Origin of the sequence: Sporosarcina ureae, from assembly GCF_002101375.1 — a bacterium.
Lineage (GTDB): Bacteria > Bacillota > Bacilli > Bacillales_A > Planococcaceae > Sporosarcina > Sporosarcina ureae_B.
This window is the reverse complement of sequence record NZ_CP015207.1, coordinates 71,910-97,546: the sequence shown is the minus strand read 5'-3', so window position 1 is coordinate 97,546 and position 25,637 is coordinate 71,910. Positions and strand designations below refer to the sequence as shown.

22 protein-coding genes are annotated in these 25,637 nt (G+C 43.4%); 2 read left to right on the top strand and 20 right to left on the bottom strand.

Going from position 1 to position 25,637, the window contains the following annotated elements:
• Positions 1-361: 361 nt before the first annotated feature.
• The 6 genes from rnz to mce form a co-directional block, all read right to left on the bottom strand.
• On the bottom strand, positions 362-1,309 hold the full coding sequence (gene rnz / locus SporoP8_RS00505) for a ribonuclease Z (RefSeq protein ID WP_085130542.1): 948 nt from the start codon (positions 1,307-1,309) through the stop codon (positions 362-364).
• A 16-nt stretch (positions 1,310-1,325) separates the two neighbouring features.
• A complete protein-coding gene (locus SporoP8_RS00500; RefSeq protein WP_085130540.1) occupies positions 1,326-2,516 on the bottom strand; it encodes a DNA polymerase IV in 1,191 nt (396 codons plus the stop codon).
• A 108-nt stretch (positions 2,517-2,624) separates the two neighbouring features.
• Positions 2,625-3,089 (bottom strand): chemotaxis protein CheW, encoded by a 465-nt coding sequence (locus SporoP8_RS00495; RefSeq protein ID WP_085130538.1) that lies wholly within the window; start codon positions 3,087-3,089, stop codon positions 2,625-2,627.
• 36 nt (positions 3,090-3,125) lie between these two features.
• Positions 3,126-4,250: a M20/M25/M40 family metallo-hydrolase gene (locus SporoP8_RS00490; protein ID WP_085130536.1), complete on the bottom strand. Its 1,125-nt coding sequence runs from the start codon at positions 4,248-4,250 to the stop codon at positions 3,126-3,128.
• 18 nt (positions 4,251-4,268) lie between these two features.
• Positions 4,269-5,816 carry an acyl-CoA carboxylase subunit beta gene (locus SporoP8_RS00485; protein WP_085130534.1) on the bottom strand — a complete coding sequence of 516 codons (1,548 nt, stop codon included), beginning with the start codon at positions 5,814-5,816 and terminating at the stop codon, positions 4,269-4,271.
• A gap of 3 nt (positions 5,817-5,819) precedes the next feature.
• The gene (gene mce, locus SporoP8_RS00480; protein WP_085130532.1) at positions 5,820-6,227 is read right to left on the bottom strand and encodes a methylmalonyl-CoA epimerase; all 408 of its coding nucleotides are present in this window, start codon (positions 6,225-6,227) and stop codon (positions 5,820-5,822) included.
• Between the two features lie 123 nt (positions 6,228-6,350).
• Between mce and prli42 the strand changes: the two genes are divergently transcribed.
• A complete protein-coding gene (prli42, locus tag SporoP8_RS16420; protein ID WP_157111209.1) occupies positions 6,351-6,446 on the top strand; it encodes a stressosome-associated protein Prli42 in 96 nt (31 codons plus the stop codon).
• Between the two features lie 171 nt (positions 6,447-6,617).
• Here the strand turns inward: prli42 and SporoP8_RS00475 are convergent, their stop codons facing one another.
• The 9 genes from SporoP8_RS00475 to SporoP8_RS00435 all read right to left on the bottom strand — a co-directional run bounded on the left by SporoP8_RS00475 (position 6,618) and on the right by SporoP8_RS00435 (position 18,583).
• Positions 6,618-7,058 (bottom strand): BrxA/BrxB family bacilliredoxin, encoded by a 441-nt coding sequence (locus tag SporoP8_RS00475; protein ID WP_085130530.1) that lies wholly within the window; start codon positions 7,056-7,058, stop codon positions 6,618-6,620.
• 117 nt (positions 7,059-7,175) lie between these two features.
• Positions 7,176-8,225, bottom strand: a complete 1,050-nt coding sequence (meaB, locus tag SporoP8_RS00470) for a methylmalonyl Co-A mutase-associated GTPase MeaB (protein WP_085133512.1) — start codon at positions 8,223-8,225, stop codon at positions 7,176-7,178.
• 32 nt (positions 8,226-8,257) lie between these two features.
• Positions 8,258-10,414 (bottom strand): methylmalonyl-CoA mutase, encoded by a 2,157-nt coding sequence (scpA, locus tag SporoP8_RS00465; RefSeq protein WP_085130528.1) that lies wholly within the window; start codon positions 10,412-10,414, stop codon positions 8,258-8,260.
• Positions 10,407-12,080: a methylmalonyl-CoA mutase family protein gene (locus tag SporoP8_RS00460; protein WP_198166044.1), complete on the bottom strand. Its 1,674-nt coding sequence runs from the start codon at positions 12,078-12,080 to the stop codon at positions 10,407-10,409. Before SporoP8_RS00460 ends, scpA begins: the two co-directional genes overlap by 8 nt.
• Positions 12,081-12,626: 546 nt before the next feature.
• Positions 12,627-13,940, bottom strand: a complete 1,314-nt coding sequence (locus tag SporoP8_RS00455) for a dihydrolipoamide acetyltransferase family protein (protein ID WP_085130524.1) — start codon at positions 13,938-13,940, stop codon at positions 12,627-12,629.
• An 18-nt stretch (positions 13,941-13,958) separates the two neighbouring features.
• Positions 13,959-14,942 (bottom strand): alpha-ketoacid dehydrogenase subunit beta, encoded by a 984-nt coding sequence (locus SporoP8_RS00450; RefSeq protein WP_085130522.1) that lies wholly within the window; start codon positions 14,940-14,942, stop codon positions 13,959-13,961.
• Positions 14,942-15,946: a thiamine pyrophosphate-dependent dehydrogenase E1 component subunit alpha gene (locus SporoP8_RS00445; RefSeq protein WP_085130520.1), complete on the bottom strand. Its 1,005-nt coding sequence runs from the start codon at positions 15,944-15,946 to the stop codon at positions 14,942-14,944. Before SporoP8_RS00445 ends, SporoP8_RS00450 begins: the two co-directional genes overlap by 1 nt.
• Positions 15,947-15,959: 13 nt before the next feature.
• Positions 15,960-17,387: a dihydrolipoyl dehydrogenase gene (gene lpdA, locus SporoP8_RS00440; protein WP_085130518.1), complete on the bottom strand. Its 1,428-nt coding sequence runs from the start codon at positions 17,385-17,387 to the stop codon at positions 15,960-15,962.
• 101 nt (positions 17,388-17,488) lie between these two features.
• Positions 17,489-18,583, bottom strand: coding sequence for a Leu/Phe/Val dehydrogenase (locus tag SporoP8_RS00435; RefSeq protein ID WP_085130516.1), 1,095 nt, complete (start codon positions 18,581-18,583; stop codon positions 17,489-17,491).
• Positions 18,584-18,795: 212 nt separating this feature from the next.
• Here SporoP8_RS00435 and SporoP8_RS00430 point away from each other — a divergent pair, with 212 nt between their 5' ends.
• Positions 18,796-19,038 carry a DUF2627 domain-containing protein gene (locus SporoP8_RS00430; RefSeq protein WP_085130514.1) on the top strand — a complete coding sequence of 81 codons (243 nt, stop codon included), beginning with the start codon at positions 18,796-18,798 and terminating at the stop codon, positions 19,036-19,038.
• 15 nt (positions 19,039-19,053) lie between these two features.
• On the opposite strand, the gene SporoP8_RS00425 is transcribed toward SporoP8_RS00430, so the two are convergent.
• The 5 genes from SporoP8_RS00425 to recN all read right to left on the bottom strand — a co-directional run bounded on the left by SporoP8_RS00425 (position 19,054) and on the right by recN (position 25,636).
• Positions 19,054-19,773, bottom strand: coding sequence for a glycerophosphodiester phosphodiesterase (locus SporoP8_RS00425; RefSeq protein WP_085130512.1), 720 nt, complete (start codon positions 19,771-19,773; stop codon positions 19,054-19,056).
• Positions 19,766-21,319 (bottom strand): flagellar assembly protein A, encoded by a 1,554-nt coding sequence (locus SporoP8_RS00420; RefSeq protein ID WP_085130510.1) that lies wholly within the window; start codon positions 21,317-21,319, stop codon positions 19,766-19,768. Before SporoP8_RS00420 ends, SporoP8_RS00425 begins: the two co-directional genes overlap by 8 nt.
• A 533-nt stretch (positions 21,320-21,852) precedes the next feature.
• Entirely contained in the window at positions 21,853-22,647 is a 795-nt protein-coding gene (spo0A, locus tag SporoP8_RS00415) for a sporulation transcription factor Spo0A (RefSeq protein WP_085130508.1), read from the bottom strand.
• Between the two features lie 224 nt (positions 22,648-22,871).
• On the bottom strand, positions 22,872-23,825 hold the full coding sequence (locus tag SporoP8_RS00410; RefSeq protein WP_085130506.1) for a SpoIVB peptidase S55 domain-containing protein: 954 nt from the start codon (positions 23,823-23,825) through the stop codon (positions 22,872-22,874).
• A 110-nt stretch (positions 23,826-23,935) separates the two neighbouring features.
• Positions 23,936-25,636 (bottom strand): DNA repair protein RecN, encoded by a 1,701-nt coding sequence (gene recN, locus SporoP8_RS00405; RefSeq protein ID WP_085130504.1) that lies wholly within the window; start codon positions 25,634-25,636, stop codon positions 23,936-23,938.
• Position 25,637 lies beyond the last annotated feature (1 nt).

Below are 25,637 nucleotides of genomic sequence, written 5' to 3'. Positions count from 1 at the left end.
AGCGTATAGGTTGCCCGGTAGAGCACTCAAGCTGCTTGATAGAGCGCATAGGCTGCCCGATAGAGCGCTCAAGCTGCTTGATAGAGCGCATAGGCTGCCTGATAGAGCGCCAAGGCTTTCTGATAGAGCACTCAGACTTCCGGATAGAGCGCATACGCATCCCCATAGAGCGCTCACACTGCCCGATAGAGCGCATACGCATCCCGATAGAGCACTCACCCTGCCCAATAGAGCGCTCCACCGACTTCATAGAGCGAATACGCGGCACCATAGAGCACTTCATCCCCTTTAACACAATCACAACAATAAAAAAAAGCTGATCACAAAAAGTCATTGGCATGACGACTTCTTGGATAGCTCTTTAATTTTTTGCAAGCTTTATTAATTCTCCGTGTTTCCACTGATAACGCGTAAAATCATCTGCAATCGAAATAGCCTCGAATACAGCGGTTCCTTCTGCTATGAAAGCTGGCATTTCACTTGGCATGAACCGTGCGCTAATATGGTTGGCAATAAGGTTTTTCGCATTCGCTTCCTTCGCGATGGTTGCTGCTTCGACAATCGTTGAATGACCGAATTCCTTGGCACCTGCTGCATACTCATCGGTGAACGTCGCTTCATGGATCAAAATATCGGCGTCTCGTGCCAGTTCAACTGACGCTTGGCAGTACGACGTATCCCCAATAACGGTAATGACGAAGCCTTTTTTCTTATCTGTCGTAACGTCTTGACTGTATACGGTCTGTCCATTCTCAAGTGCCACATCAAAACCATCTTTCAATCGCTGCAACAAAGGTCCTTTCGGAACGCCTTGCTCGATCGCTTTGTCGATCAATAATGTACCGGGTAACTCTTTTTGTTCAATACGGAAGCCAAAACTCTGAATGACATGTTGAACTTCTTTGGCATAGACTTTGAATTCATCCGTCTCGAGAATCATGCCGTCTTGTATTTCATGGACATTCAACTTGTATGGCAAGTACGTTCCCGTTAATTGATACGTATGTTGTAGCCACTCTTTCAAGCCCGCAGGACCGTAAATATCAACCGGATCATCTCCACCTAAAAATGCGCGTGAGCTAAGAAATCCTGGTAATCCAAAAATATGGTCGCCGTGCAAATGCGTGATGAAGATTTTCGTAATCTTCTTCGGCTTGATCGCGCTATGTAGCAATTGATGCTGCGTCGCTTCGCCACAATCGAATAACCAGTTTTCCTTATTCTCATCTGTCAAATCTAGAACGAGTGCTGACGTATTACGCTGTTTTGATGGCATCCCTGCACCTGTCCCTAGAAATTCTATATCCACATACATGGCCTCCTTGCTATTTCTTCGTATATCCTTTTTTAATAATACCATTTCCGAAACGCTGCGTCAGACTTGACATCAACTGATCCACTTCGTATTCCTTTTGTTGTTGCTCAAAGTTTTCGAATGTCAGTTGCTTGACCATTTCAGATCGTTCGATGACATTCGCCACCGTAATGCCTAGCAAGCGGATGGGCTCATAGTTCCAATGTTGCCGGAATAATTGAATGGCTACTTCTGTAATGTCTTCCTCCAGATAGATAGCGTGTTGGAGCGTTCTACTTCTTGTGGTATTTTGCCAGTCGGCATAGCGCATTTGAATGCTAATTGTTATTCCGGCTAGACGTTTGGTTTCCAGTCGTGCCGCTACTTTTTTCGCAAGCCGTTCAAAAATCGGAATACAATCTCCTAGTTCCGTAAGATCAACAGGCAACGTAGTGGAACTGCCAATACTTTTACGTTCTTCTGCACTTTCGGGGTCGATAGGTCGTGTGTCAATTCCGTTTGCCCGTTGTTTAAGGCGCAAACCATTTTTACCAAGCAACGCTTCCAACGTAATTTTTTCAGCAGTGGCCAAGTCGCCTATCGTTTTAATAGCTGCACTATGCAATTTTTCTTCCGTCCGTTTACCGATTCCGTGCATTTCAATGACTGGTAGCGGCCACAGCATTTTCGACACTTCTCGTTTACGTAAAATGGTAATACCCATCGGTTTTTTAAAATCAGATGCTGTTTTCGCAAGGAATTTATTCGGCGCAATTCCAATCGAACAAGGTAGATCCAGTTCTGCTAAAATACGCATTTGGATTTCCCGCGCCAAGTCGTATGCACGCGTCAATCCGCCAATATCGGTCGTATCGATATAAGCTTCATCAATGGAAACAGGTTCAACCCATTCGGTATAGCTTCGCAAAATATCAAAAACCGACTCGGACATTTGTCGATACAGATCATGCCGTGGCGGAACGATCGTTAAATTCGGACAGAGTCGTTTAGCTTCTCCTACCGTCATCGTCGTGTACACACCAAATGCCCTTGCCTCATATGAACAGGTGACGAGAATCCCTCTGCGTTCTTTCGGGTTGCCCGCGACTGCTAGAGGAATACCTTTTAATTTAGGATTCGCAGCTTGTTCAACTGAGGCAAAGAAGCTGTTCATGTCAAGGTGCATAATGACTCGTGGATTAGAGATGATCGGACCCGCCATGTCAACACCTATCTTTCCTCGGAATTAATTATGTAATAGGAAAAAGCGGCAAACTGACTTCAGTCTGCCACTCTTTCCATTTTATCAAATGTATGTTCTTTTTGCCTACTAATTTGATTGCTGCTGTTCTTTCATGTAACTGGATATTTCATCCATACCATGGAGTGAATCTGCCATACTATTTGGATCGATAACCGTCACTACACGGTCTTCTAGATTTGCTACTGTTACGAAGTAAGGTGTCTTGGAATACGCTTTTAGTGCAGTAGATGTTAACCGATCTTCTGGCAAGTCAAGGATTTCTTTTGCATCTAGCACTAATAAACCAACTTCCAACTGATCCGTTTTCACGACGACTACGTGAGATTCAATATCCCGCGGTGTTGCCTGATGATAGAGAATCTCACTTAAATCAAGAATTGGCACCAGTTCGCCACGCGATTTCATCAATCCGAGTAAATACGATGGAAGATGAGGGATCGGCGTGACGTACTCCAATTTCTCGATAGATATCACCGATTCTACTGGAAGTGCGTATTCTTCATTGCCTGTCCGCACAATCACAGTTTGCATAATTATACCTTCTTTCAAGGCTCTTTGTTGAGACTGTTACACTGTGTGGATTGCTTGACCGACAATCTCAAGTACTAATTCCGTCAGCTTTTCCAACTCTTTCACCGGCATGCGTTCGTTTTTCGTATGAATCTCTTCATACCCAACAGATAATGTCACAGTAGGAACACCCATCCCGTTGAAGACATTACCGTCACTTCCGCCGCCACTCGTCATAATCTTCGGTTCACGTCCTACGTTGCGGATGGACTTCATCGCGACTTGCACGACTTCTTCGTCATCTCCGATTGAGAAACCAGGATACATGAGTTCTGTTGTCGTTTCAGCTTTGCCGCCGAGCGTTTCAGAAGTCGTGGCAAATTTCTCGACCATGAAGTCGATTTGTTTCTTCATTTTATCGGGATTGATTGACCGAACTTCCGATAAAATGAAAGCCTCTTCACAAACGATATTCGTTGCTTTTCCACCTTCAAAACGACCTATATTGGCAGTCGTCTCTTCATCTATCCGGCCAAGTTTCATGCCCGCAATCGATTTAGCAGCGAGTGAAATCGCAGAAATTCCTTTTTCAGGGGCTACACCAGCGTGAGCTGTTTTCCCATAGATGGTCGTCCATAATTTTGACTGGTAAGGGGCCGCTGTAACAATACCGCCTACTTCTCCGTCACTATCGATCGCGAAGCCATATTTCGCTTGTAAGTAGTCCGGATTCATCGCTTTTGCGCCTACTAATCCGCTTTCTTCACCCGCTGTAATAATGAACTGGATCGGACCATGCGGCTTGTTTGACTCTTGGATTACTTTCGCCATCTCGAGTAAAGCGGCAATTCCAGCTTTGTCGTCGGCACCTAAAATCGTCGTTCCGTCACTGTAAATATAGCCATCTTCTTTGACGATTGGCTGAATGGATTGTCCTGGAACTACCGTATCCATATGGCATGTGAAGAAAATCGGATCCGCATCAGCAACTGTACTTGGCAAGTTGGCAATTAAATTACCCGCACCATGACCTGTCTTTTCCGCTGTATCATCTTCCGTTACGTCAAAGCCCAGTTCTTGCAATTTTTTTGTAAGAATATCTGCAATATTTCGTTCGTTTTTAGTTTCAGAATCAATTTTTACTAACTCCAAAAATTCTTGAAGTAATCGTTGTTTATTCAAGATGAAAGACTCCTTTGATTATAGAGGTATGTTGCCGTGCTTTTTCTTCGGACGGTCTTCGTGCTTATTGCGCATCATTTCAAGTCCTTGAAGCAATTTAATTCGTGTTTCGCGTGGATCGATTACATCGTCGATCATGCCATGTGAAGCTGCAACATATGGATTCGCAAACTTTTCACGGTATTCTTCGATTTTCGCAGCACGAGTTGCTTCCGGATCGTCACTGCTTGCGATATCGCGTGCGAAGATAATGTTCGCTGCCCCTTCAGCACCCATTACGGCTACTTCTGCATTTGGCCAAGCGAAGACTAAGTCTGCACCGATTGATTTAGAGTTCAAGGCGACATATGCGCCACCGAAAGCTTTACGCAAGATCAAAGTAATTTTTGGCACAGTTGCTTCCGAGTATGCATACAGAATCTTCGCTCCGTGACGAATGATTCCGCCGTGCTCTTGCTTAATGCCTGGGAAGAAGCCTGTCACATCTTCAAATGTGATCAATGGAATATTGAATGAGTCACATGTACGAATGAAACGTGCAATTTTATCAGATGAGTCAATATCAAGTCCGCCCGCCATCACTTTCGGCTGGTTACAGACAAATCCAACTGTCTCACCTTTCATGCGTGCATAGCCTACTACTGCGTTCTTTGCAAATTCAGGCTGAATTTCGAAGAATGATCCTTCATCCACTACTTGTTCCAACACTTTTCGTACGTCATATGGACGAATCGTTTCGTAAGGTACCGTATCCGCCAAATCTTCACGATAATCATCTTGTTCTTCAACTGGCTGAATGGGTGTCTTTTCCGTGTTGTTCTGTGGCAAATAGGTCAATAATTCGCGTGTTTTTTCCAATACTTCTTCTTCACTTGCCCCACGAAGATGCGCGTTACCGCTGATCGTGTTGTGAACTTTCGCTCCACCCAGATCTTCAGAAGTAATTTTCTCGCCTGTAACCGTTTCAATAACTTTTGGTCCTGTGATGAACATCTGGCTTGTTTTATCCGTCATAATAACGAAATCTGTAATCGCAGGTGAATACACCGCGCCACCCGCACAAGGCCCGAGGATAACAGAAATCTGTGGAATCACTCCGGAATAGATCGCGTTACGGTAGAAAATTTCACCGTATCCATCAAGAGACAATACGCCTTCTTGAATACGTGCGCCACCAGAATCGTTAAGACCGATGAATGGTGCACCATTTTTTGCAGCCAAATCCATAACATTGGCAATTTTCATTGCGTGCATTTCACCGAGTGCTCCACCAAATACTGTGAAGTCTTGGGAGAATAAATAGACAGGACGTCCGTGGATTTTACCGTAACCTGTTACGACACCGTCGCCAGGTCCTTCCAGCTTGTCCATGCCAAAATCACGTGTACGATGAACAACAAATGGATTCAACTCTACGAAAGTACCTTCATCAAGTAGTATTTCGATACGTTCACGCGCAGTAAGTTTACCTTTTTCGTGCTGCTTCATAATTCGCTCATCGCCGCCACCCAACTCGATTTCGCGTTTTTTGTCGTAAAGTTCATTAATTTTGTCGTAAATGTTCATCTATTATTCCCCCTTAGTCTTTTCACATAATTCATAGAGCACGCCATACGATGATTTAGGATGCAAAAATGCTACTTCTGCTCCGCCAGCACCTGGTTTGGGTTCATCTGAAAGTAGTTGAACGCCCTTTTCTTCCAATTCCCTCATTCTTGAACGAATATCCGTTACACCAAATGCGATATGGTGAACCCCTTCACCGCGTTTTTCAATAAACTTCGCAATGGGACTAGTCTCCGTCATCGGTTCAAGTAACTCAATCTTGACGTTATGTGCATCAATGAACGCTACTTTAACCCCTTGGCTAGCAACTTCTTCAATAGCAATGACTGTCAATCCGAGTGTATCTATGTAATAGTTAACTGATTCATCTATACTTTTTACAGCAATCCCTATATGATCTACTTTGTTCATAGCACATTCCCCTTTTACTACGATTCTACTACCTGAACATATAACAGCCATTCTAGTTGTGAAAATCCTTATTTCTGTTAAAATAGAAAGAAACCAATTCCAACGCGTAAGGAGTTTGACTGCATGAGTAATAAAAAAATCCAAAAAACAGTTGTCTACTTGATGATTATCGCCATGATTGCATCTACCATGGTCATGGGTCTCAGCATGTTCTTATAATCTTAATGACAGTTCGCATATTTGCATATGCGAACTGTTTTTTATTACCTTCCAGCTACATGCGCCAGTCTCTCGGATCGCTTCAGTCCTGATTCAAAAGGCAAGTTCGCCCTTTTGCTTCAGGCCTTCCAGCGTCTGTCGAGACTAAACGGCGCATTCCGCTTTCGTTTATTACAGTTCTTCGCAGTGTTCTTCAAATTGGTCTTGAAGATTGACAACGACTGACATCGGATCATGTCCTTCGATTTCAAAACGTCCTACTTCACCGATCAATTTGCCGTCTTTTAGCAAAGCGAATGATGGAGAAGATGGAATGTGATCTTCACCGAAGTGCATACGTGCCTGTGCAGTTGCTTCTTTGTCTTGTCCAGCAAATACTGTTACCAAGTGGTCAGGGCGCTTGTCGTAATGTACTGCGTGTGCAGCTGCTGGACGAGCGATTCCGCCGGCGCATCCACAAACGGAGTTCACCATGACTAATGTCGTACCAGGTTGCTTGAATGCTTCCTCTACGTCCTCAGGTGTTTTCAATTGCTTGTAGCCGCTCGCTTCCATTTCGGATCTCGCTTGGTTTGTCATATCGTTCATGTAAAAATCAAAGTTCATAGTCATTTTACAGTATCTCCTCTCTTGTACTCTATAATTGTGACAGCCTCTTCAGTTTCGCTTTAACACATCGCTGATAATAAATAGACTATCCTCTTCAATCATAGCATATCCTTGCAGAAATTAAGAAGAAAACAATCGGTCAATTGCTCCAGTTACCGTTAAATGACCGTCGAGCAATTCTTCCTCAAGTGCCTTCACCTGCGTTTTTCGTCCTTGCTCTGAGAAAAATGAATCAATCAAGTGATCTCGGATCATCGCATGGAACCAATCGCGTGTTTGATGCTGACGTCTTGTGTCCCAATGATTCTTTTCTTTCATTTCCTTTTCAAATTCCAAAACCGTTTCCCATACCGCTTCCAAGCCGGTCTTTTCTATAGACGAAACCGGTTGTACTTTCGACGTCCATTCAGGAGAAGCAGGTTGCAGCATATGCATGATTCGTGTATATTCACGCACCGTTTTTTTGACTAACGGCTTATTGGCACCATCATTCTTATGCACGACAATACCATCCGTCAGCTCCATGATCCCCTTTTTCATTCCTTGTAGTTCGTCACCAGCACCAGTCAGCACAAGCAATAAGAAATAATCGACCATTCCGCGGACAATCGTTTCACCTTGACCAACCCCTACAGTTTCAATCAAAATGACGTCATATCCCGCCGCTTCACAAAGCAGCATCGTTTCGCGAGATTTCTTATGTACACCACCCAGTGTACCGGCTGATGGAGAAGGTCGGATAAAAGCATTCTTATGCCGTGCCAACTCTTCCATACGCGTCTTGTCACCCAAGATACTTCCGCCAGTCAGTGTAGAACTCGGATCAATCGCAAGCACCGCCACTTTATGGCCCATATCTGCAAGCATTAAACCGAACGCTTCGATGAATGTACTTTTCCCTGCACCCGGCACACCTGTAATCCCAATACGTATACAATTGCCCGTTTTTGGTAGAAGGCTAGTCAACACTTCCTGACCGACCTTCTTATCGCTAGGCTTCGTACTTTCAAGCAACGTAATACCCCGTGCTAAATACAAACGAGAGCCATTTTCTATTTCCTGTTGCAATACATCCAAGTTTTTATGAGATGGATCTTTCTTAACAAAGCGTTTACGTGAAGAGGCAACAAATCCATCATGTGTGGATTCTATTCCGCGCATCACATGCATTGCTGATTCATCTCGTCCGTTTTGTTTTTCTGTCAATCCGTCACTTCCTCATAGCCAAGCTGTCGGTAAATTTCCTCGATGACTTTTTGAGCCGCCACCGGAATGACTGTACCCGGGCCAAAGATTGCCGCTGCGCCATTCTTGCGCAAGAAATCGTAATCCTGTGCCGGAATCACGCCACCTACTACGACTAAAATATCTTCACGGTTGATTTTCTTTAGTTCTTCACGCAATGTTGGCACCAATGTTTTATGACCTGCTGCCAGTGAACTGACACCGATGACATGCACATCATTTTCCGCCGCCTGCAAAGCTGTCTCTTCTGGTGTCTGGAATAAAGGACCGATATCCACGTCGAAGCCTAAATCGGCGAATGAAGACGCGATAACTTTCGCTCCACGGTCATGTCCGTCCTGACCCATTTTCGCAACCAAAATACGTGGACGACGTCCTTCATTTTCCAGGAACTCATCTGTCATATCTTTCACTTCTTGGATTTCTTCTTCATTTGAGAAGTTTGCGCTATATACACCGCTCACTGATCGGATCACCGCCTTATGTCTGCCGGATACCGATTCAATCGCATCCGAAATTTCACCGATTGTTGCGCGCGCTCTTGCTGCGTCTACAGCCAGTGCAAGGAGGTTTCCTTCACCGCTCTTAGCTGCCTCCGTGATCGCCGTAAGAGTAGCTTGAACTACTTTCTCATCGCGCTTGTCCTTCATATCGTTGATGCGGTCAATTTGCTTCTGACGTACCATCGTATTGTCGATATCCAAAATATCAATCGCATCTTCCGTATCCAAACGATACTTATTGACGCCGACAATCGTTTCCGCTTTCGAATCGATTTTCGCCTGGCGCTTTGCCGCTGCTTCTTCAATTTTCATTTTCGGCAAGCCTGTTTCAATCGCTTCTGCCATGCCACCGAGTGACTCAATTTCACCGATTAATTCCCATGCTTTGTCCATTAACTCTTCCGTTAATTTCTCCACATAGTATGAACCGCCCCAAGGATCGATGACTTTTGTCATCATCGTCTCTTCTTGTAAAAATAACTGCGTGTTACGAGCAATACGAGCCGAGAAGTCTGTCGGTAACGCGATGGCTTCATCCAATGCGTTGGTGTGCAGTGACTGCGTGTGACCCATAGATGAGGCATTTGCTTCAACTAACGTACGGGTTACGTTATTGAATGGATCTTGCTCCGTCAAACTCCAGCCTGAAGTTTGGGAGTGTGTACGCAATGCCAGTGTCTTTGGGTTCTTCGGTTCAAACGACTGCATCATCTGCGCCCAAATTTTCCGTGCCGCTCTCATTTTCGCTATTTCCATATAGTAGTTCATGCCGATCGCCCAGAAGAATGACAAACGAGGTGCGAATGAATCGATATCGATACCCGCCTTCAAACCTGTACGAACATATTCCAAGCCGTCTGCAAGTGTATACGCAAGCTCGATATCCGCAGTCGCGCCCGCTTCTTGCATATGGTAGCCCGAGATTGAAATCGAGTTGAATTTCGGCATATTTTCAGATGTATACGAGAAAATATCCGCAATGATTCGCATCGACATGGCCGGCGGGAAGATATACGTGTTCCGTACCATATACTCTTTCAAAATATCATTCTGTATCGTACCAGAAAGTTTCTCAGAACTTACACCGGACTCTTCAGCCGCTACGATATAAAATGCCATAATCGGCAATACCGCACCGTTCATTGTCATCGATACCGACATTTGATCAAGAGGAATACCCGCGAATAAAATCTTCATATCTTCAATGGAGTCGATCGCAACACCCGCTTTACCTACGTCTCCCGTTACACGCGGATGATCGGAGTCATAGCCGCGGTGAGTCGCAAGGTCGAACGCTACAGAAAGTCCTTTTTGCCCCATCGCCAAGTTTCTACGGTAAAACGCGTTACTTTCTTCCGCGGTAGAAAACCCAGCGTATTGACGAACTGTCCAAGGACGCGCAACATACATCGTCGGATACGGTCCACGCGTGTTCGGTGCAATGCCTGGGAAGTCTTTCAAATGCTCCGTGTTTTCAATGTCTGTTGCTGTATAGACAGGCGCTACATTGATTCCTTCATTCGTTAAAAAATTCTCTTTTGACAATGCTTGCTGTGAGAGTTCATTGAGTGATTGCTCTATATTCACTTTATGAAAATCAGGTTTACTCAACGGAAAGACCTCCTTTAGTTTGCATAATAATAGTATTTAGCTTTTCGATCTTATCCTGTCCTGCGAAAATGAAACCATTCAGTCCATTGGCAATCCACTGATCAGCTGTTTCTGATGGATATTTACCTGCTGTATCGATTGAACAGTTTCCTTTATAGGAAGCTAAGAAGTTGGTTACGACTTCTTCTGTATCGGCAGCCGATGCACAAATTACTGCATAATCTGGCTGTTGCTGGTCGATCCAACTGAGCGCTTGATCGTTTGACTCGAAAGAAGGACTCCATGTCGCTTCGATACCGCCAACTGCCAAGAATCCACTGACGAAATCTGCACGAGGTTTATAATCTTTCAACGCACCGAAGTTGAGCAAAACAGTTTTCGGCAACTCGTCTTTTTGCTTGGAACGAATATGTTCAAATGGCTCTGCCAATCGTTTTGCTACAGTCACAGTCGATTCATTCGCATAATTCACGTCTGTCAATTCCGCGTAGACATTCGTACCAATCAATGTCTTCTTACCCGTAGCCATTTCTTTCTGGCGTTGCGCATAAAGTTTGCTTAATTCACCAGACTGCAAGAAGGCTTGATACCCACCATTCTCTTCAATCTCTAGGAACTTTGCCCATGATTTGCGAATTAATTCAGTCGTTAACGATTCAATGAAATAGGAACCGCCCGCCGGATCAAGTACTTGATCGATATGCGTTTCTTCCTTCAAAATCAATTGAATATTTCGGGCGTAACGATTCGAGCTTGGAGACGTTCCAGTCAATACATCATGCGGTAATACGGTCAGCCAATCCGCTCCACCTAAAACAGCCGCGAATGCTGAATTTCCACCACGTAATAAGTTTACATACGGATCGAGTTTCGAGTATGAGCGCAGTGAAGTAATCCCGAGCAAAGGCACTTGCTTCGCGTTTTCCACACCATATGCTTCGTTGAATAATTTCCATAACACGCGAAACGCACGGAACTTCGCGATTTCCATGAAGAAGTGTGTGTCAGCAGCAAATCGTGCATAGAAGTCGTTTGTAAATTCTTCAAATGAAGCAGCTTCCTCTGCCAGTTCAGCAGCAATTGAAAGTGATAACGCGAGTTCTGTTACCGCGTCCGCTCCTTCATGATGCACACTCCATAAATCGGCGCCCTTTGTACGGACTCCCGGGAATCCTTCTAGCACTAACGGAACTGCGCTAATACAAATTCCTGTAACGTCTTTACGCTTTGTTTCTTCTATATAATTGAAAGCTTGCAATATCGGATCATCGCTTTGCATTTCAGTGAATAAAATCGGATAGTGTGTAATCAGTTCAGCTACTTGCTTAATGTCTTGTTCCGCCCAGACTAAAGGCTTCAGTCCATTGTAAGCGATTGCTTCATTGCCCCGGGCCAAAGATTCTTTCATCTGCTCTACGAATTGTTCCCCATTTGTTGCACTGACAGGTTGTGCGACAGTCCAGCCGAATGCAGGCTTCGTGACGCGTGAAAGTTCCAATTGGTCCAGATCCTCTTTAGTGTAAAGTGGCTTAAGTTCAATGCCTTCAATCGTTTTCGTGTATAACGATTCAAAAGGCTTTCCTTTTAGAGATAAAACAGCCGCTTCTTTCCATTCAGTAAAGTTGGGGGCTGTAAAAGTAAATGTTTTCATATCATGTATAGGCATACTGGTGCTCCTTCCCCTCTTAAAAACCATTAATAGTTCTAGTGTATCGCAGAGTACGTTATGAAGGAAGAGGGAAATCAGAAGTTTCCGTCTAATTTTATTATACTCATACGAATTGATGACTTTTTATGCGCGGCTATAGACTTTCGCTTAGCAAGTGGTTAAAGGAAACGCGACGCTGATCAACAGTGTATCGTTTTTAAATTGGAAAGGTGAATAATGAATGAATGCCAATTCGTTAGCGCTCATTAATTCGTGTAAGCGATCATTCTTTCTCCGTAACCGCTCTTAACTTCCAACAAGCGCTCATACCTCATCCAAACCCGCTCTATATTCATCTCTAAGCGCTCATAAAGCTTCTCCAACCGCTCATACCACAATAATTCCTCACGTCATCTTGGACATACTCTGCACTTGAACTTACATTAGCAAAAAACACAGCAATCATTCACACACTTCCACAAGTAATTGATCTGCATCCAACCACTAATTTCCCTTTACCATCCAAAAACAACCTCCAAAACCAATTTTGGAGGTTGTCGAATTTTAATATAAAGAAGTCTTATCTTTAGCCATACCTTCTAACAACTCTTTCACACGTGCAAGGAAACGTCCACAGACGAGCCCGTCAAGCACGCGGTGATCAAGCGATAAACAAAGGTTGACCATATCGCGTGCAGCCATCATGCCATTGTCCATAATAACTGGACGCTTGACGATCGACTCCACTTGCAAAATAGCAGCCTGCGGATAATTGATAATCCCCATCGACTGAACAGATCCAAATGAGCCAGTATTGTTGACCGTGAACGTACCGCCTTGCATCTCTGTTGATTTCAGCTTGCCATTACGTACTTTTCCAGCCAACTCATGTATTTCGCGACCAATACCTTTAATGGTCTTTTCATCCGTCCCTTTGATGACAGGAACGTATAATGCATCGTCCGTTGCTACCGCAATCGAAATGTTAATGTCTTTTTTCATGACGATCGTATCGCCTGCCCACATCGAGTTCATTTCCGGATATTCCTTCAATGCTTGCGAAATGGCTTTGATGAAGAAGGCGAAGTACGTCAAATTGAATCCTTCTTTTTCTTTGAATTCCTTTTTGACGCTATCACGCAGCAAGACAAGTTCCGTTACGTCCACTTCTATCATCATCCAAGCATGTGGCGCTTCGGTAACAGAACGCACCATATTGTTTGCAATTGCGCGTCGTACACTCGTTACCGGAATTTCAATATCACCATTTTCAAGTTTCATATTTGACGAGATAGATTGTTCAGGAGCTGACTGTTTCTCCGTAGGTGCCACTTGTTGTGGCGACTCTTCTTGAACAGCAACTTCTTGTATGGTTGGTCGCGATTGTACTCCGCCACTTTCAATGAACGCTTGAATATCTTTTCGCGTAATACGTCCTTCGCGTCCCGTGCCACTTACTTGAGACAAGTCAATGCCATTTTCTTGAGACATCTTCAGCACAGCAGGAGAAAATCGGCCTGCTGCCTTGCCTCCCGCTGCGGGTTGTGATTTCGTTTTCGGTGTTTGTTGCAGTGCAGGTTTTTCAGCTGGTGCTTCTGCTTTAGGTGCTGAAACTTGTACAGGCTCATCTACGTCGCCTTCAATTTCAATCAAACAAACCGTCTCGCCCACTTCAATCGTATCGCCTTCATTTGCGATAATTTCTTTAATCGTCCCCGAGAATGAAGAAGGGACTTCAGCTGTGACTTTATCGGTTGTCACTTCCGCAAGCGAATCATATTTTGATACCGTATCACCGGGAGCGACAAGCCATTTTTCGATAGTTCCTTCTGTAACACTCTCACCCAGTTTCGGCATAGTAATCTCTTCAATGCCCATATCCTTACGCCTCCTTAATTAAAATTCCGCTAAATCCCTTGCTGCTTTTTCGACCTTTTCAGGATTCATCATAAAGAACTTTTCCATAGAAGGGGCATATGGCATGGCAGGTACGTCAGGTCCTGCTAATCGCTTGATTGGCGCATCCAATTCAAATAAACAATTTTCTGCAATAATCGCAGAAACTTCACTCATGATGCTGCCTTCTAGGTTATCTTCTGTCACCAATAGAACTTTGCCTGTTTTCGAAGCGGCCTCAATGATCGCTTCTTTATCTAATGGATAGACTGTACGTAGATCCAAAATATGAACAGAAATATCATCTTCAGCTAAACGTTCTGCAGCCTGCAGTGCGAAATGAACACATAGTCCATACGTGATAATCGTTACATCTTCTCCTTCACGCTTCACATCTGCTTTCCCGATCGGCAATACATAATCATCATCCGGAACTTCGCCTTTGATCAACCGATACGCGCGCTTATGCTCGAAGAATAGCACGGGATCTTCATCGCGCACTGCCGCTTTTAGCAAACCTTTCGCATCGTAAGGAGTGGATGGAATGACAATTTTCAAGCCAGGTGTTGAAGCAAACATTGATTCAACGGACTGTGAATGATATAAAGCTCCGTGAACGCCACCACCAAAAGGAGCGCGAATGACGATAGGACAAGTAAAATCATTATTCGAGCGATAACGGATTTTCGCTGCTTCAGAGACGATCTGATTGACCGCCGGCATAATAAAATCAGCAAACTGCATTTCGGCAATCGGACGCATACCATACATTGCAGCACCAATCGCAACTCCTGCGATTGCTGACTCAGCGAGAGGTGTATCAAGCGAACGGTATTCACCGAATTGATCGTATAGACCAGTTGTTGCTTTAAACACACCGCCTTTACGGCCAACATCTTCTCCAAGTACGAATACTTGGTCGTCGCGTTCCATTTCTTCTTTCATCGCCAGGTTGATCGCATCTATAAATGAACGAACGGCCATTATGCTTCGCCTCCCTTTTCTTCATAGACATAGCGCAGTGCATGTTCTGGCTTCGCGTATTCCGCCAGTTCCGCATACTCTGTCGCTTCATCGACCTGCAGTTTCACTCGTTCTTCAATCTCATCATACTTTTCATCCGTCAAGACGTTAACTTCTTTCAGATACTGAATGAATGACAATAACGGATCTTGTTTTCTTTCGTCTTCCAACTCTTCTGCATCTCGGTATTGACGTTGATCATCATCTGAAGAGTGTGCAGTCAATCGATAACATACCGCTTCGACTAATGTCGGACCTTCTCCGTTTCTAGCTCGGTCTGCCGCTTTTTTTACTACTTCATACACTGTCAGCGGATCTCTTCCATCTACAGTGTAGCCTGGCATACCGTAACCAATTGCACGATCGGAGACATTCTCACAAGCTATTTGTTTACTTATAGGTACGGAGATTGCATATTTATTATTTTCCACCATAATCACTGTAGGTAACTTATGCACACCAGCAAAGTTCATACCTTCATGGAAGTCTCCCTGATTGGAAGAACCTTCACCAAGAGTCACGAACGTAATGAAGTCTTCTTTATTCATCTTTGCGGCGAGTGCTACACCGACAGCATGTGGTAATTGTGTTGTAACAGGTGAAGATCCTGTCAAAATACGATTCTTGCGTTGGCCAAAGTGACCTGGCATCTGCCGTCCACCGGAGTTCGGGTCTTCCGCCTTGGCGAAAGCCGATAACATCAAATCTTTCGGCGTCATACCAAAATGTAAGACAACTCCCATATCACGGTAGTACGGTGCAATCCAGTCCTTTTCATTATTCAAAGCGAATGAAGCCCCTACCTGTGCCGCCTCTTGTCCTTGACAAGAGATGACGAACGGAATCTTCCCCGCACGGTTTAGCAACCACATTCTCTCATCTAAACGACGTGCCATCAGCATCGTCTCATACATGTGCAACACGTCTTCATCTGTCAAACCCAATTCAATATGCCGATTACTCATTCCATTTCCTCCTTTACATGTGAATGGCTAGCCCTTCAACTGCTAATGCCGCTTCACTGAACGCTTCAGATAATGTCGGGTGAGGATGAATTGCCGAGGATATTTCCCAAGGAATTGCATTCATCACCATCGCTAAGCCTGCTTCAGAAATTAAATCCGTTACATGCGAGCCCATCATATGAACACCGATAATATCATCCGTCTGCTGATCTACGATGAGTTTCACAAAACCATCCGCATGACCGTTAACCAACGCTTTGCCGTTTGCTTTGAACGGGAATTTTCCGATCTTCACCTCAAACCCTCGATCTTTCGCTTGTTGCTCGGTCAAGCCAACTGCCGCAGTTTCCGGGTAAGAGTAGACACAACGTGGTACTAGATCGTAATCAATCGGATCTAGCTGTTTTCCTGCTATATGTTCGATCGCATGCAATCCTTCATGTTCCGCTACATGCGCCAATTGAAGGCCGCCAATTACATCACCGATTGCATAAATATGATCGTCTTTTGTTTGATAATGCGCATTCGTTTGAATCGACCCCTTTTCGACTTGAATATCGGTGTTTTGTAAACCGATGTCATTGATAACTGGAGCGCGTCCAACAGACACCAACATCTTCTCGCTCGTGATCGACTGTTCATCATCACCTAACTTATAAGAAATCGTGACCTCATTGTCATTTTTCTGCAACGACTGCGTCAAAATTTCTGCACCTAATATGAACTTTACACCGCGTTTTTTGAGTGCTTTATGCATGGCAACAGCAACTTCATGATCTTCTGTTGCCAATATCTGCTCTAGACGATCCATGACTGTTACATCCACACCGAAATCTACTAGCATAGAAGCCCACTCGATACCAATTACACCGCCACCAATAATCGTAATCGAAGATGGAAGCGCATTCATTAATAAAGCTCCGTCGGATGTCATTACAGACGACTCATCTACTTCGAGTCCAGGTAATGATCTCGGTTTTGATCCAGTAGCAATCACGAGATTTTTTAGAATCAATATTTCATTTTCATTACCATTATCCATTTCCACGGAAATAGTTCCAGGCATTGGAGAGAAAATAGAAGCTCCTAGTATTCTACCTGTCCCCTGATAGACATCGATTTCACCTTTTTTCATCAACCCTTCAATACCTGCATGTAATTGATCGACGATTTTCCCTTTACGTTTTTGTACTTGTGAGAAATCCAATGTGACATCTCCCGTATTCACGCCGAACTCATTCGCTTCTTGACGTGTTACACGATAGACTTCCGCACTTTTTAGCATCGCTTTACTCGGGATACACCCGCTATGCAAACATGTACCGCCAAGTTTGGATTTTTCTACAATTGCTGTTGTCAAACCTAATTGAGCCGCGCGAATGGCTGCTACATATCCACCAGTTCCGCCACCTAATATCACTACGTCATATTCTTTACTCAACGTAAAGGACTCCCTTCGCTTACAGTATTCAAATAATTTTAGACAGGCGAGTGTAGCGGTGGACAGATGACCCTGCCTACCGCTATGACTCATCTACTAAATTATTTATTTGATATAATACTTTTTTCATTACGCAAGAATGTACTTCTCGTTGCACCAACTCTTGCAATTCGCTCTTCTGCCAAACGGTCTGCAGCTTGGTAGGATGGAATGCCGTCTCGTTTTGAGATAGCGAAAATCTTTAGGATCGTATCGTAAATGCCTTCTACTCGCTTCAGTGCACGCTCTTTATTGTAACCAATCAATTCGTCCGCCACATTGATGACTCCGCCTGAGTTGATCACGTAGTCTGGAGCGTAGACGATACCCATTTCATGCAAGCGATCGCCATGTTCTGGTTCCTTCAATTGGTTATTAGCAGAACCCGCAACGACTTTTACTTTCAATTGTGGAATCGTTTCATCGTTGATCACTGCACCTAGAGCACATGGAGCAAAGATGTCTGCTTCTTGTGAGTAAATTGCATCCGTCGCAACAGCCGTTGCCCCGAACGCTTCTACTGCACGTTCTACTGCTGCTTCATTGATATCCGTAACAATCAATTTTGCGCCTTCTTCATGCAAGTATTCGCAAAGTGTATAGGCAACATTTCCAACACCTTGAACCGCAACGGTTTTACCGTCAAGTGAATCATCACCGAATGCTTCTTTCGCAGCCGCTTTCATTCCTTTATAAATACCGAGTGCAGTAACCGGGGAAGGGTTTCCTGACGTACCTTCTCCTGAAGAGATACCTGTAACAAAATTTGTTTCCAAATGGATTAAGTCCATATCATATTCAGTAGTCCCAACATCTTCCGCTGTAATATAACGTCCGTTTAGCCCTTCTATGTAACGACCCAAGGCGCGGAACAGTTCATCGTTCTTATCCGTTTTCGGATCTCCGATTATAACCGTCTTGCCGCCACCGAGATTCAAACCTGCTGCAGCGTTCTTGTACGTCATTCCTTTAGCTAGTCTCAATGCATCTTCAATCGCATTTTCTTCGCTAGCATACGTCCACATGCGGGCGCCACCAAGTGCCGGTCCTAGTGTCGTGTCGTGAATTGCGATAACCGCTTTCAATCCAGATGTCTTGTCATAACAAAGCACCAGTTGCTCATAGTCGTGATCTTCCATGTACGTAAACAATTCCATAAGTATCCCTCCAGGCTAGTAAAAGATTATAAAGATTCATGCGTATGGTACTGATTCTAAATTTCTCACGACGAAAATGCAAATTTGACACATTTTGGCTATTGCTTTCGCTGCGAGTTTTGTAAACAATCTACCTATATCGTACATGATGGCAGAGTCCTTGACAATCCATGACCACACGGTAAAATTAAATTGGTAAGGGGTTGAAGGATATGGTACGTCTTGCTGCGTTTATTGTACTGTTGATTCCAGGGATTGCAGCGGCCCTAGGAATAAAATTAATGCGAGATTCATTGTTTGGGCATCTTTTTTCGCCATTCCCATTCATTTGGATGCAATTTTTAGGCGGTTTCATACTTTTCGCCGGAGGTCTGGGATTCTTTGCAGGCTTTTTATTACGCCGAGACCGCAGATCTGGACGGGCAGCTGACAGATTTAAAAAAGACTTGAAATAAAAGGGCCAAGGTACACTACCTTGATCCTTTTATTTTTTTGCGTACACGCTTCGGATAATCCGTAATCCAACCTGTCACTTCGGGGGTATCAGATAAAAAAGATTCCGCCCCAGTTACTCCGTACATTCGTAATATCTTACCACTTTCGAGCAATTGACGTTTAAACGGATCTTTCCACAATCGCTTATGAAAATGAAAGGCATCGACGTCATATACATCAAGATTTTGCCAATCAATCGTTTTTTTTCTAAGCAATAATGCGGTTTCCATATCCGAGTCCAGCTCTCTTACCATCCGCATCGTCTCATAATCAAACGAAGAAAGATGTACGGTAGATAGTGGTTCAACGTAATGTAAAATTTGCTCAAGCGCAGCAACTTGCCCATACACCGTTTCTTTTAATTCGACATTAAGCGCCAAATTATGTTCAGAACAGAAAGAAACCACATCAAATAAAACAGGTATGGTATGACCAAACATTCGCCTGTAACTGTTCTTACCAATTTTGATGTGCTGCAGTTCCTTTGACGTCAATTGATCAATATGCTGATCAATTCCGGCGAGACGTGCTAATTCATTGTCGTGAATAACAACTAACTGTCCGTCGCTCGTTTGTTGCACGTCTAATTCGATTCCATCCGCACCTTTTTGCACAGCCCCTAAAAAAGCACGCATCGTATTTTCAAAATAATGTCCAGACGCACCACGGTGGGCAAATATTTTACTCTCAGACATTTAATACTCCTTCGCTCGTTAGTTCGAAAACGCCTTTTGTCACACGACTCAACATACTAGTTTTATTGCCTATTACAAGATGGACACCCGGATGGGCTTCGCGCGTGATTTCAATTGTAGGTGCGCTAGCCACTTGCACAAGTTGCAATTTTTTTTTGATCGTCTGATCAAGCGATACAATTCCTTGCTGTTTAGCAAGCAATGTCTTTTCTAGCATATTCAACTGTCCAGCGGGAAGACTTGCATTGACGCTCTTCAATTTATCTAGCGTCTGCTCAATTTTCTTCAGTTCCGCATGCTCCGCTTTAAGTTTTTCCGCAAGGCGTTGAATTTCCTCGAGCTCCAGTTCTTTATTTACTCCTTTGACGATCAGTTTCGTCAAACGTTCGTGGCTATTGCCAACTGTTGCACATTCGATGGAAAACATCGCTTCCGCCACGCCACCGATGATTCGACCTTTATGTTTATCGATACAAATATGATCACCGTATAATTCAGATCCAAGTGAATAGAGACCGATATTGACTCGTTCCCCGTAGATTTTACAGTTATTCGCATGTTTTACGAAAACGTTTTTCTTAGCTTTAATAATGGTTTCTCCTCCACCAAACACGCCGCCTTTAATATAGACATCGCCTTCTTCAGAGTAGATTTCTTTAGCATTTGTTATACCTTCTTTTCCTTCGATAGAAATATCCCCTGTCGCATTGACAGAAAAGCCGGCAGAAACTGTTCCCATCACACGCACTGAACCATCAAACGTAATCGATCCCGTTTTCGTACCTACGTCGTCCGGAATGATCAATTGCTTGCCGACACTGATGGCGCCGTTCAGTTCTTCAAGTGCACCGCCATGCAAAGCGCGTAAGACCATTTTGCCATCTTCCTCAAACTCCCCGACCGATTTTCGATCATAGACCAGTTTAATGTCCTCACCTTTTTTAGCCGCTATCGGTTCACCAAAGACATTATAGCCTTCGAGCCCCTCTTGAGCAGGCGTCTTTTCACCCAACCATTCATCTTTCACAATCGGCGTCACAAAATTCAACTCATAATGGTCGACAGAGCCGTCATCTCGAAGAATAGGTTTACGATCTGGCATCGCAATATACTCGACCCGTGCACTTTCCCCTTGAATAGGTTCTTTACCTACCGCAATAATAATTGGATTACTTGGAAGATAGGCCAAATTCAATAGACTTTCTTTGTCGTAGCGAATTTCTCGCTGATCGAGCATTTCTTCCGCCTGTTTCAGAAACTGCTCTTTATTAGCAAGAAACTCTTCGTTTGTTGCATGAATATACAATTCTACCTTCATTTTACTAGGTGATATATATACTTCACAAGGAGCGGAGTACGACCCAATATCATGCTGGCCTTCCGTTTGAAGAGCTTTCATCAGCTCCTTGAATGAATTCAGTTTCAATCTAGGTATATCAGAAGCCAGCGCGTCAAATGACTTTAGCGGATATCCTACTTTTTTCGTGTTCATGATAATTTTATTATTTTCTTCTCGAAGTTCAAAATATTCATTTTCAACTAACAACGAAATCCCTCCCTCTTTAATTACTAGTATAGAAGATTGCAAAGCACTAAAGGTAGCTCTTTTTGTGATTACAACGCGTAAATAAGCATTTTCTCACAGCATTCTCCGATTTTCATATCGTGCAAAGTAAAAACTGACTTTATCCCTATGGTATGTCTATTGCATCGTTTATACATACATCGTTAGTGCAATGTATGTCCAACAACACATGAGGTAAAGTGATGGAATGAGCGGTTATACTACCTGTATGAGCGCTTGGAGTTGAATATAGAGCGGACGCCAATGAAGTATGAGCGCTTACGGGAAGTTAAGAGCGGTGGCAGAAAAAGTATGATCACTTACACGAATTAATGAGCGCAAATGAATTAGCATTCACATTATTCACTTTTCCAACTAATAAACGAAACAACCAGAACGCGTCCGCCAAGACCGTGCTCCTTAACGTATCCTACTTTACCTATGTACAAACGAAAACCAACTAATACACCCGATTAGTTGGTTTGCATACACTCTTTATCCTTTTATCACGTCAATCAGCTCACCATATGCTCTAAACGGATCTTGTCCGCGATCATGGCGATGAACTCGCTATTCGTCGGCTTGCTTTTTAGATGATGGACTGTATAGCCGAACGTCTTCGAAATCAAATCGTAATTCCCACGATTCCACGCAACCTCGATCGCATGGCGAATTGCACGTTCCACACGGGATGGAGTGGTATTATACTTTTTCGCAATATCCGGATACAGAATCTTCGTAACCGATCCAAGCAACTCTACATCACTATAGACCATCTGAATTCCTTCGCGTAAAAACGCATAGCCTTTAATATGAGCAGGCACGCCGATTTCTTTGATCATCGATGTAATTGCCGTATCAAGTACTTTTTGAGTAACAACGCCTGTCTGTTGGGCTGACTCCTGCACGACAAAAGAAGGCGCCGTATTTTTTGGTTTTCCGGCTGCTTTAAAGATTTGCCCGATCAAGCGGTCAAATTCAAATGGCTTCAACATGAAGTACGAAGCGCCAAGGTTTGCGGCTTGCGACATAACGTTTTCCTGTCCAAAAGCCGTCAACATCATGATTTGCATATTCCCCATATTATTCGTTTCATTCAGCGTCTCTAATACTCCAATACCATCAAGATGCGGCATAATAATATCCAACAATAAAATATCTGGACGCTCTTCTTCTAACATCGTCAAGCACACTTGCCCATTATTCGCTGTCCAAATCACTTCTATTTCATCGTGCTTCTCAAAATATGACACCATCGTTTTCACTAGTTCTTTATTATCGTCAACTATTGCTACTTTTACATTTTCCATTACACATTCCCCCTGATTTAAGATCGGACATCGATTTCTTTCTCCCGCTGTTTCTCTCCTATTATCGTAAGTCATATATTTGGTGATTTCTACATTTACTTAAAGATTCACGCAAAATGATACTTCTGAACGATGCTTTCTACCTATTTCGACTTTATTCCCTTTTCTTTGTATCGAACACCTATACGAAAAAGCAGCCTGTGCACTTTACACAGGCTGCTTTTTCACTTCTCATTCGTTCTCATCGTCTTTAGGAAAAGCGCGGCCCCTTTTTCCGGCTCATCCACGAACATATGCGTGATAGCACCGACGAACTTGCCATTCTGGATCACAGGACTACCACTCATACCTTGCAGGATCCCGCCCGTCTTACTCAGCAGTTTCTGGTCAGTCAATAGGATGTGGAATTGTTCTTCTTCTATCTTCGTAATTTGGATGGTGAATTTCTCTACAGTGGACCCTTCCACTGTAGTATAAATTTCTGCAGGTCCGATCATCAACTCAAACGGCTGCATAATTTCGAGCGGTTCGGCCAACACTTTATTATAAGCGTTTTTCCAATGACCAAATATTCCATACACATTATTGATTTGAATATTTCCAAGAAATTTATTCTGATCAATAATAGAGGAGATTTTATAACCCGGAATCCCTGGAGAACTCTTCTTGATCTGGCTGATTTCAGATAAATAAATCGCGCCTTTTTCAAAAGATGGAGCAGATTGTAACGTACTATCAATAATTTGATGCCCTAACGCACCATACGTGCCACTTTCCGGGTCGACATATGTCAAAGTCCCAGTACCTTCCGTTCGATCCTTCAGAAAGGGCGTGACGCGCTTAATGAGCGACTTATCTGCTTCAATGGTTTCTTGCTTCCCATTACGCAAAACGTCAAGTATCATCGTAGCGCTGTCTTTTTGCAAAGCCCGTTCGAATTGAACGAGTTGCTTCGTATCCGTACCGTTCAACTGGCGAATTATATCACCTTTTTTTAACCATTCCTGCTGACCTACCTTGACGTCACTCGTTACATAAATACCACTTAAATCCATTTGTATTCCAATGGAGTCACCCATCGGAATGAGCGTTTCTTCATTTGCTAATGATATTCCAGGCACAAGGCAGAGCATCAGGACGAGTGCTAAAAGCGTCTTGAAAGATTTATTCCATCCCATGTTTCACCTCCTCAACGAAAGATACCTTTGGTATGTCCTTTCGAAGAGAAAGTATGAAAGGGTAAAATAAACAGTACCCTTTCCCATGGAAAACGTTGTGAATTCATACTTTATTTACGGAATTCCTTTTTGCGTTGATCGGCTAAAACCAAAAGTTCTTCAGCATGCTGAAGAGTCAACGTCGTAATTTCTGCACCCGAAAGCATGCGTGATAATTCTTCCGTACGTTCTGTTTTCATCACATCATGAATCGCCGTAGTTGTACGGCCATCATGCACTTCTTTTTTGATGAGGTAATGATGATCTGCCATTGCGGCCACTTGAGGTAAATGCGAAATACATAGTACTTGAGAGTGGCTGGAGATCATAGAAATTTTTTCCGCAATAGACTGTGCTACGCGCCCACTAACTCCGGTATCGACTTCATCGAAAATAATCGATGTGACACCTTGATGTTGAGAAAAAATCGTTTTTAGTGCCAGCATCATTCGAGATAATTCGCCACCAGACGCCACTCGTACTAAAGGTTTAAGCGGTTCACCCAAGTTTGTGGAAATCATAAATACCACTTCATCAAATCCGTTGGCATCGAATTGACGAGGTTGCTTTTGGTGAATTTGCACTTTGAAGGTGGCCTTTTCCATGTACAACTGCTTCAACTGCTCTTCAATTCCTTTTTCAAGAGAAAGAGCCGCTTTTTTTCGGATAATTGATAATTCATTTGCTTCTATTTCAAGGTCTTCTACGTATTGTGCCAATAATTCTTGGTTTTGATGCAATCTTTCGTCACGATTGACCAATTGATCAAGTGCGTCAGCAATTTTATCGCGATAAATCAAAATATCTTCTAGTGATTTCCCATACTTTCGCTTCAATGTTAAAAACAAGGCTAATCGATCCTCGACAAATTCCAAACGATCTGGCTGGAATTCCATACCATCAATCATCCTTTTTAAATCATGTGAAACGTCTTGAAGCGCGTAAAACGAAGAATTAACTGTTTCAGACATCGTTTTAAGATCTTCATCGATCGAAGCTGCTTCTTCGAGATCACTCATCGAATTACCAACCCAATCGAGTCCATGCGACTCTAAAGACAATGCTTCATATGAAGTATTCAAGCGATCAAATAACCGATTAAAATGCTGCAGCTTTACAAGTTCAGACTCCAATTCCTCTTCTTCACCGATCCGTAAATTCGCTGCATCGATTTCTTCTAATTGGAATTTGTACAAATCGATTTTCTGCGCAATTTGCTGTTCATCTTGCGTTTTAGCCGCAATGAGTTGTGTGAGTTTTTTATATTTATCATATAACTCGGTATATGTTGCCATCGCACGTTCAATCGGCTCACCAATAAAGAAATCGAGCAAATGAATATGACGCTTTTCATTCATTAATTCTTGGTTTTCGTGTTGTCCATGGATATCGATCAGCAATGCGCCGATCTCACGCAATATAGCAATTGTTACGAGTTTCCCATTGACGCGACAAACGGATTTCCCGCTGGCACTAATATCCCGGCGTAAAATCACAATACCTTCTTCTGTATCAATGCCAAATTCAGTCAACTTCCCCATCACATTTTCAATATTTTTATCGATCGTGAAAAGTCCCTGAAGCTCAGCTTTTTTCGCACCGTGGCGAATGAATTCCTGTGAACCACGGCCGCCAGCGAGTAGCTGGACAGCATCAATAATAATGGACTTCCCAGCACCCGTTTCGCCAGTCAGCACCGTTAGACCATCGTCAAACGCGATTTCAAGTTGTTCAATAATAGCAAAGTTTTTAATAGAAAGTTCGCTTAACAAA

Bases quoted from the DNA above. Each gene is read 5' to 3' on its own strand.
- SporoP8_RS00500 (WP_085130540.1), bottom strand. From the start codon at position 2,516: ATGGCGGGTCCGATCATCTCTAATCCACGAGTCATTATGCACCTTGAC.
- SporoP8_RS00495 (WP_085130538.1), bottom strand. From the start codon at position 3,089: ATGCAAACTGTGATTGTGCGGACAGGCAATGAAGAATACGCACTTCCA.
- SporoP8_RS00485 (WP_085130534.1), bottom strand. From the start codon at position 5,816: ATGAACATTTACGACAAAATTAATGAACTTTACGACAAAAAACGCGAA.
- mce (WP_085130532.1), bottom strand. From the start codon at position 6,227: ATGAACAAAGTAGATCATATAGGGATTGCTGTAAAAAGTATAGATGAA.
- prli42 (WP_157111209.1), top strand. From the start codon at position 6,351: ATGAGTAATAAAAAAATCCAAAAAACAGTTGTCTACTTGATGATTATC.
- SporoP8_RS00475 (WP_085130530.1), bottom strand. From the start codon at position 7,058: ATGACTATGAACTTTGATTTTTACATGAACGATATGACAAACCAAGCG.
- meaB (WP_085133512.1), bottom strand. From the start codon at position 8,225: ATGCATGTGATGCGCGGAATAGAATCCACACATGATGGATTTGTTGCC.
- SporoP8_RS00460 (WP_198166044.1), bottom strand. From the start codon at position 12,080: ATGCCTATACATGATATGAAAACATTTACTTTTACAGCCCCCAACTTT.
- SporoP8_RS00455 (WP_085130524.1), bottom strand. From the start codon at position 13,940: ATGGGCATTGAAGAGATTACTATGCCGAAACTGGGTGAGAGTGTTACA.
- SporoP8_RS00450 (WP_085130522.1), bottom strand. From the start codon at position 14,942: ATGGCCGTTCGTTCATTTATAGATGCGATCAACCTGGCGATGAAAGAA.
- SporoP8_RS00445 (WP_085130520.1), bottom strand. From the start codon at position 15,946: ATGAGTAATCGGCATATTGAATTGGGTTTGACAGATGAAGACGTGTTG.
- SporoP8_RS00435 (WP_085130516.1), bottom strand. From the start codon at position 18,583: ATGGAATTGTTTACGTACATGGAAGATCACGACTATGAGCAACTGGTG.
- SporoP8_RS00430 (WP_085130514.1), top strand. From the start codon at position 18,796: ATGGTACGTCTTGCTGCGTTTATTGTACTGTTGATTCCAGGGATTGCA.
- SporoP8_RS00425 (WP_085130512.1), bottom strand. From the start codon at position 19,773: ATGTCTGAGAGTAAAATATTTGCCCACCGTGGTGCGTCTGGACATTAT.
- spo0A (WP_085130508.1), bottom strand. From the start codon at position 22,647: ATGGAAAATGTAAAAGTAGCAATAGTTGACGATAATAAAGAACTAGTG.
- SporoP8_RS00410 (WP_085130506.1), bottom strand. From the start codon at position 23,825: ATGGGATGGAATAAATCTTTCAAGACGCTTTTAGCACTCGTCCTGATG.